6 protein-coding genes are annotated in these 8,747 nt (G+C 40.2%); 3 read left to right on the forward strand and 3 right to left on the reverse strand.

All coding sequences use genetic code 11. The features are described from left to right. Positions 1-610: 610 nt before the first annotated feature. The 3 genes from CK510_RS04720 to CK510_RS31485 form a co-directional block, all read right to left on the reverse strand. A complete protein-coding gene (locus CK510_RS04720; RefSeq protein WP_095720597.1) occupies positions 611-2,293 on the reverse strand; it encodes a bifunctional pantoate--beta-alanine ligase/(d)CMP kinase in 1,683 nt (560 codons plus the stop codon). A gap of 181 nt (positions 2,294-2,474) precedes the next feature. Then, entirely contained in the window at positions 2,475-3,611 is a 1,137-nt protein-coding gene (locus tag CK510_RS04725) for a septal ring lytic transglycosylase RlpA family protein (protein WP_095720598.1), read from the reverse strand. 747 nt (positions 3,612-4,358) lie between these two features. Beyond that, positions 4,359-4,514 carry a hypothetical protein gene (locus tag CK510_RS31485; protein ID WP_158224842.1) on the reverse strand — a complete coding sequence of 52 codons (156 nt, stop codon included), beginning with the start codon at positions 4,512-4,514 and terminating at the stop codon, positions 4,359-4,361. A 61-nt stretch (positions 4,515-4,575) separates the two neighbouring features. Here CK510_RS31485 and glsA point away from each other — a divergent pair, with 61 nt between their 5' ends. From glsA to CK510_RS04740, 3 genes are all read left to right on the forward strand, one after another. Next, positions 4,576-5,595, forward strand: a complete 1,020-nt coding sequence (gene glsA / locus CK510_RS04730) for a glutaminase A (RefSeq protein WP_095720599.1) — start codon at positions 4,576-4,578, stop codon at positions 5,593-5,595. 230 nt (positions 5,596-5,825) lie between these two features. Continuing rightward, entirely contained in the window at positions 5,826-6,950 is a 1,125-nt protein-coding gene (locus CK510_RS04735) for an AAA family ATPase (protein WP_095720600.1), read from the forward strand. Between the two features lie 171 nt (positions 6,951-7,121). Further along, a complete protein-coding gene (locus tag CK510_RS04740) occupies positions 7,122-8,708 on the forward strand; it encodes an ATP-binding protein (protein WP_143289225.1) in 1,587 nt (528 codons plus the stop codon). Positions 8,709-8,747 lie beyond the last annotated feature (39 nt).

The following is an 8,747-nucleotide window of genomic DNA, read 5'->3' on the forward strand; positions in this document are numbered from 1 at the left end:
ACTCCAAGTAATCCGATAATTTGGCTTGGTTTTAGATTTTAGATATTGTTCCAGCATTTGAGATACCCCTAGTAAAATGCGATCGCGAGAGCAACTCTTTCGGAGATTTATCGCACACGCAATTCCTCGATCACATTTTTACCATTTTTACGGGACTACAGGTGCAGTAGTTTAGCAGTTTTTAACAACTGGCACTCAAGGATTGGAATAGTGGCACTATCAAGGAGGTATTTAGTGGGCTGGAATTTCAGCCTTAAATCAAGACTAATATAGTACTGCAATACTATTTGTTAAAAATTCAGAAAAATGGTGAGCTACCGTTAATAACTCACCATTATGTTGAACTAGTACAGCTAGATATACAACATACAAACCATTCATTTTCCCTGAAAAGCTTTCAGATAAAGAATTATTGAATTCTAAATATTGAATTCTTGTACTAGTACAACACGGCGCAAGTAAACCGAGTATTGTGAATACCAAACCCGTCAGAGCCAGAGAGCCAGAGGTTATAAACCTCTGTCTAATAGCGAAAGTCCTCTAAAAGAGGACTAAATTCAAGCCCTAAATGGTAGGCATATTTACGCCAAGCGGTACTAGTTAATACCATTTACATCTGGGATAAACGCTGCTGATAAAAGTCAACAATTTTTGCAGTGACATCACTGGTATGTAAACCATCAGTTTTAATTTCAACTGCATCGTCGGCTTTTTGCAGTGGAGAAACCTTGCGGGTACTGTCTTTCCAATCCCGTTCAGCAATGTCTTTTTCCAGTTGTTCTAAATCAACTTCCGGCAAACCTTGCTTTTTAAAGTCTTGTAAACGACGAAGTGCCCGTTCTTCAACTGATGCCGTTAAATAGATTTTGACTTCCGCATCGGGGAAAACATGAGTACCAATATCTCGTCCTTCTGCAACTAAACCCCCTTTTTTACCCCAGTTTTGCTGTTGTTTCACCAATTCGAGACGAACCGCAGTTTGTGCGGCTATTGCCGATACTTTTGATGTCACCTCTGGGGTACGAATCTGAGTCGTTACATCGTAGCCGTTAACACATACTTGAACCGGAGAGTCAAGATTTTGACTGGGAGCAAGTTCAATTACGCATTTGGCAGCTAGTTCTGCGATCGCACATTCATCATCAAGGTCAATACCTGACTGCTGTACCAACCATGTCATTGCTCGATACATAGCTCCAGTATCTAAATAGACTAAACCTAGATTTGCAGCGACGAGACGAGCAACAGTTGATTTTCCAGCACCAGCTGGACCATCAATGGCGATAATCGGCTTGCGATCGCGAAGCAAGGTGTTATCAATAAGACGTGTAGAACCCAAACGAGCTGCGATCGCGAGCATTCCTTCCTCCTGAATAGTTTCCAATGGCATGAGAGTAGTCGGTTCAACCAATTCAATATATTCCACTAAGACAGTACTGACCATCGCCACTTCTTGCTGCACAAACGCAATTAACTTGTTGGCATTACGAATGCCTGCTTTAAATGCTACCATCGCACGTCGCAAACCTCGGTACAATACCGCAGCATCTTCCTTTTCAGTGGCACTCAAATATTGATTGCGCGAACTTAAAGCAAGACCAGATACTTCTCGTACCGTCGGACAAGCAACAATTTCGATGGGCATGTTCAGGTCACAAACCAACTTTTTGATCACAGCCAGCTGCTGACCATCTTTTTGACCGAAGTAGGCTCGATCAGGCTGTACCAAGTTGAAAAGTTTAGTAACAATCGTCGTCACACCCTGAAAGTGACCTAGCCGAGAACGACCACACAAGCCAGATGTCATAGCAGATGGAGGGATAACCTGTGTTAGTTTTGACTCTTCTATATACTTCGCCCTCATCCCTATCGGTTCCGGAGTTTGCCGGAAAGAGCGTCTCCCCGGCAACTCCTCAGGAGTTTGCTGGAGAGAATGTTTCCCCAACAACTCAAGAGGAGTCGGTGCAAAAATTACATCAACCCCAGCCTCCTCACATATCTCTCGGTCGCGGTCGAATGTACGAGGATAGTGCTGAAAATCCTCATTTTGACCAAATTGTAAGGGGTTAATGAAAATACTCACAATTACCGTGGCATTTTCAGTTCGCGCCTGTTGAATCAAGCTTAGGTGCCCTTGATGCAAAGCCCCCATTGTCGGCACTAAACCAACTGCTGTTTGGTGAGAAGCTGTTACTTCAAATTGTAGCGGCTCAATTAATTGTGAATCCCTTGTTTCTAAGCCGCATTTGGCTAAATAGCAACGTAAAGCTGCAACTGTCGTTAGCAGGCGCACAAAATACCCCTAATTATATCGATCCCTCCCCCGTTAGTTTATCTAAATTCAGCAAGTCAGCAAGGGAGAAAGGATGGGGTATTACGACAAATTGGAAAAAACAATCGGAAAAATCAAAAAGTAGAGACGTTGCATGTAACGTCTCTACTTGTGTTAATTATTGGGTATTAGGTATTGGGTATTACCGTCCCAAAACCTCAACTTTAACTGGTGCAACGCCTCTACCAATCATTCCAATAATGCGAGCAGCACCGTAGGATAAATCAATGACTCGACCACGAATAAATGGTCCTCGATCATTGATTCGCACGATTACCGATCGCCCATTGTGGGTGTTGGTGACACGAACCCTTGTACCAAAGGGTAGGTGACGATGGGCTGCTGTCATTGCTTCAGGGTTGAAGCGCTCACCTGTCGCTGTCTTATTGCCCGAACCATCGTAGCCGTAGAATGAGGCTATACCACGAAGGGTTAATCTAACGGGTGCGATCGCAATTTGATCGGGCAATTTAGGTATCGAGATTCCAGGCACATTTGCAGGTAAACCTGCAATCTCGTTGAGCGGAGATGCATTACCAATCAACCTACGGAGGCGATTTGTGGCTTGCAATGCGTCTTGCGCTTGATTATTGGTGGAGTCGGGCAAGCTGGTGCTGCCATCGATCGCGACGAGTTCTCGACCATCAACTTTGATGACGTAACGACCTTCAGACTCTTGGTTAGCTAAATTCTTATTTTTGGCTTGGTTGGTGGTTGCTATTTCACCTGTTTGCCGCCAACTGACTATAATCTTGTTGGCATCGACTTTTTGACGAACTAAGTCATTGATGCGAGCCGCTATTACACTCGCTCTCTGAATTGGATCGTCGTTGCTTGGATTAACCTGATTTGACAAATCCGCATTTTCCCCAACAGTCGCAACCTTTATGGGAGATGGGTTGCTAGCAGTGAGGGCGTACTGTTTTTGTACGACACCTGTTTCACTAGTTACATTACCAATGGCACCGACCTTGGTTTCTGTGTTAGATGTGCTTGCTACCTGTTGTTTTCCCACAAAAGTGAGAATCGGAATGTTACGGATGTAAAGTGTAGCTGCTTGACGACCCGCTTTATTGTGCGTGTGAATTTCCGCCACTGCATCGCTTGCAGAAGGAGTACTTGTTTTACTTTGGTACTCCCCTACCTTCATCACATCACCCGATGGCGATGAAGGTAATTTCGGATTTGATTGCTCGGTCGTTTGGCTCTGAGCTATCAATGGGTTGCCCACAAATGCACTAAGCAGGGCGAAAACAGTTAGTAAATATCTATGATTCATGTGTCCTAATTGAAAGTAACACGGGAACTGAGCTACTTGATTTGGTCTGCTATTACGCACTTAATTAAGTACAATAAATATGCAGAATCTTGAACTCGTTCCGCTTTCACTTTTTGTTTGTGACTGCAACAGACTAACACGAACATTTGCACTTGGGGATCGGGGTTTTTCCGTAAAGTTTGGTAAACTTCGTCATCTGACAATTACTTTACAAGGTTACAACCTAGACATAATCAGCTTTTTCGCGATGTAACAATTTTTTGAAAAAAACACGAAAATTGTTTTGAAACTTAACACTTATTTTGGAACCAAATATATTTCAATATCGCCTTCTAAATTCCAACCCTAAAAGCCTCAAATCCTCTTCCTCCCTATCTTTTGTACGTAATATACTAGTCGCGATTTTAGCCAAATAAGTCAATTCTTAATCTTGCCTTTAAGTACCTGAGGAAGTAAGTATGAGCCTGCCCAAAGGCTGGTAATTTGGAAAACTCAAATCAGGAAAACGTTATTATAATTACATTAAAATAGCAGTAATAATACTGACGCTGAAGTAATAATACGAACAAAAATGCAATGAAAATTGATACTTCTGTTTAATTTATATAACTAATCATAATCATTAATCAGATATTAGCTTGTCAGTGGGAATTTTTAAACCTGCTAATGTATAACCAAAAGCCATTTCAGAGATATTTGAAACTCAATGTCCAAACATCAAGCTGCGTAAAAGCTAGTTAAGTTTAACTAATCAATTGTCAAAAAATATTCACCATATCTACATTGCCAAGCTTTGCCAGCATTGAGTGTGGCGATTGTGACAATTTCTAGGTTCAAAGTTGTTTTGAAAGTTATACAGATGATGGGAAAATCAAACAGGTTGAAATCATACTTTGCAAGCATATTATGGTTGCGAATCAACTCTAAAACTATAATTTTATAATAAAGTCAAGTTATTAGCTGCATGGTACATTCAGAAAATCAAGAGTCAAAAAGCTTAAAGTCAGAAATATTAGGAATTATTGCGCCATCATTTCCAGCTTTTTTGGATGAGTTGCATTGCAAATACAAAAACTTGGGGGATGGTGCGATCGCAGATTATATTCCGGAGTTATCGAAGGTAAATCCCGACTTATTTAGTATTTGCGTGGCGACAGTCGATGGTGAAGTTTACCAAGTTGGGGATTTTAATCGGTTGTTTACCATTCAATCGATGTCGAAAGTTTTTGCCTACGGGTTAGCATTGGAAGACCACGGTAGGGATTATGTATTGACGCGGGTTGGGGTTGAACCGACGGGGGATGCATTCAACGCGATTATTTTGGACGAGCAATCGAAACGACCATATAATCCGATGGTGAATGCAGGTGCGATCGCAACTACAAGTCTGATTAAAGGTAAAGGGGCAACCGAACGTCTCAATCGGATGCTGGATATGTATCGTCGCTATGTTGGAAAGGATGTATATGTTGACATGTCTGTGTTTACATCGGAACGCAGTACCGGACATCGTAACCGGGCAATGGCTCATCTCATGTTGAATTTTGGCATGATTGATGGACATATCGAAGAAGCATTGGATTTGTACTTTCAGCAATGTGCTGTCATGGTGAGTTGTCGTGACTTAGCAGTCATGGCAGCAGCATTGGCAAATAAAGGAGTGAATCCAATCACAGGGGAACAAGCGGTTGATAGTCGTTATGTTAAAGATATTCTCAGCGTCATGTACACCTGTGGAATGTATAACTTTGCGGGAGAATGGGCATATAAAATTGGGATTCCGGCAAAAAGCGGTGTCAGTGGGGGAATTATTGCTGTGGTTCCTGGGAAAATGGGGATAGCTGTATTTTCACCCTTGTTAGATTCGCGGGGAAATAGCGTACGTGGGGTGAAAGTTTGCGAGGAATTATCGCAGAAATTCGGTTTGCATATGTTTGATTGTAGGGGTGGTAGTTTCAATTTTGGTCAGAATGGATGTAATTAAAGCGATCGCATTTAGGATCGCATTTATAATAAAGGCGACGTATTTTAGAGATAGCTGAAATATGAAAGCGAATCCAGGGGGACAAATTGCATCTTCTGAAGTGGTGGGCAGGGATGACCTAAACCTCGTCCATGATGAAACCCGGAGTTTTTTTTAAGATTCAAATCCGTCATTGCGACGTAAGGTAGACACAAAGTGGCTACCCGCAGGGTAGCAATCTCAAGGTCTTTGTGGAAAACTACAGTTCTCAAAGTAGACGAGGTTTAATTTCGAGTTTTTGGGATATTTTAGAACGCCAAAGTTTGGTATTGAGTGCGGAACGGAGAATGGGAAAAACTTGCATTATTAAAAAGATGCAAGCGGAACCACCACCAGATAAATTATCGATGTACCACGATTTAGAAAAAGTGCGATCGCCTTTGGAATTTGTCGAGACGGTATTGCAGGATGTCGAGGAATATTTGACAAAGTTAAGACGAACTGCCAGAAAAACCCGACAATTACTAACGCAGCTAAGTAGTACGGAAATAATGGGTGTAAAATTACCCGAATTTGCTGCTGCCTATTGGAAGCATTTATTAACCACTACAATTGCTGATTTGTTGGAGAATCAAGACAAGAAAGTAATTTTGTTTTGGGATGAAGTGCCGTATATGTTAAGTAATATCGGCGACAAAGAAGCAATGGAAGTTTTGGATACATTACGAGCAATTCGTCAAACTTATCCCGATGTAAGAATGGTGTTTACAGGTTCGATTGGTTTGCATCATGTGGTTGGGAAGTTGAAGGAAGTTGGATATAGTAATGAACCAATCAACGATATGTATAGTGCAGATGTGCCAGCACTTTTGGATAATGATGCAACTCGTCTTGCCCGTTGTTTATTAGAAGGTGAGAAAATTGTCACTTCCAATGTATACGAAAGTGCGGCAGCAATTGCTCAAGCTGTTGATGGGATTCCTTTTTATATTCACCATCTAGTGCTTCAATTGAAAATGGGACGTAGAGCAATTGAAGCAACAGAAATAGACCAAATTATCAATGAGTGCTTGCTAAACCCGCTTAATCCCTGGAAGATGGATCATTATCGCGATCGCATTGACAATTACTATAAAAATGAGCAGTGCATTTATGCGTTGAATATACTGGATATATTTGCTGTGGAAGATAAATCGCTGTTATTTGATGATTTGTTTAACAAGTTGAAAAATGAAGCGCAAACACAAGATAAGGAAATAGCAAGAAATGTATTAAGAACTTTGGAAAGAGATTATTATATTGTTCGCCAAGCTGACAGAACATATCGTTTTCGCTATTCTTTAATTAAGCGATATTGGAATTTATTGCGCGGTTAAATTCGGTATATGAGGAATTTAAGGAATATGGATTAAATAAAGTGAGAATGTAGCGTTTTCGCGTTGGTTCAAGATTCCCGACTTCTGTGGTAAGTCTTAAATCTGACGACAAGCATGGTTAGAAGTCGGGAATCTGGCAGTTCGCAGATTATGTAAATTTGATATTATCCTATGAAAACTTCTTTTCTCTCCCGTTTTACTCCTAGTTCAATGTCAGCAGAGACGCTAGAAAAAATCTTTGTTAAAAGGCACGATTTAGCTGATGATTTAGTGGATGCAATTCGCGAAAGTGCGACTTCTGAAAATAAACATTTTCGCCTATTAGTGGGAATGCGAGGTATTGGGAAAACCCATCTGGTGTCGCTGGTTTATCATCGTATCTCTCAAATGGAAGACTTACGCGATAAGTTAGTAATTGCTTGGTTGCGAGAGGAGGAATGGGGTATTGATTCGTTTTTAAGTTTATTACAGCGAATTTTTCGAGTCATAAAAGAAGAATATCCGGATGAATACAATCAAACATTAAATTTGGAAGTTGAATCACTCTATGAATTATCGCCAGAAAATGCCGAATTCAAAGCTGCATCTCTACTCAAAGAATTTATTGGTAAGCGAACACTATTAATCATTGCCGAAAATTTAGATATTTTATTTCAGGGTTTAGATGATATTGGACAAAAACAATTACGAGCTTATATCCAAAACTATTCATTTATTTCAATATTAGCCACATCTCAAAGTTTATTTGATGGAATTAAGCGACAAGATGACCCATTTTATGGTTTTTTCTATCCTTATTTTTTAGAAACATTACAAATCAACGAAGCAGTAGATTTATTAACACAAATTGTAGAATTAGAAGGAGATAGCGAACTCAAATCATTTATTCGCACAGTGGCAGGATATTCTCGTATTCGTGTAATCCATCATCTTGCAGGTGGAAATCCTCGTATATATGTTATCTTTTCGCAATTTATAACTCGTAAATCCCTCGATGAATTAGTTGAACCATTTATGCAGATGCTCGATGATTTGACACCATATTATCAAACAAAAATGCAATATCTATCTCCACAGCAACGCAAAATTATCGAGTTTTTAGTCGAGCGTCGTCATCCAGTAATAATGACAGAAATCGCAAAACGTTGTTTTATTAGCGAGCAAATTACATCAGGTCAGCTAAAAGAATTGTGTAGCAAAGGTTATGTATGTCTGGAAAAGATAGGAAGCGAATCATTTTATGAATTACGCGAACCTTTGATGCGGTTTTGTTTGGAAGTTAAGAAACAGCGAGAGGAATCAATACGTTTATTTGTCGATTTTTTGCGATGTTGGTATACCAAAGAGGAATTACAACAACGTTTGGGGATGAAATCTGAGACAATTACAAATGGTTTTACCACAAATGATGCTCAAGCAGGTTTGAGTATGGGTTTAGCTAGAGATTTAACTAGTAACTACTCGGATACCAGAGAAGATTTTAATTATCGTATAAAAGCATTACCAGAAGATGCGGTAATGGAGCATGAGTATATTATGAAAGCGCTGGAAGAAATGGATATGGAAGAAGAGGATAATCCTCGTTTTGTTGCCTATCGCAAGGAATTTGATGGGTTTTGGGAGAAGGAAGATTATACAGATGCTTTGAAATATGCGAAAAAGTTGGTAGAAAATCGCGGTGATTCGCAGGATTGGGTTTTACAAGGACATTGTTTAAATCGGGAGCATCCCACTTTTTATTTAGCGAGCAAAGATTAATCCATTAAGGTAAGCACAACGGTGAGCAATGACTTGAGG

Source organism: Brunnivagina elsteri CCALA 953 (genome assembly GCF_002289455.1).
In the GTDB taxonomy this organism is placed as follows: Bacteria; Cyanobacteriota; Cyanobacteriia; order Cyanobacteriales; family Nostocaceae; genus Brunnivagina; species Brunnivagina elsteri.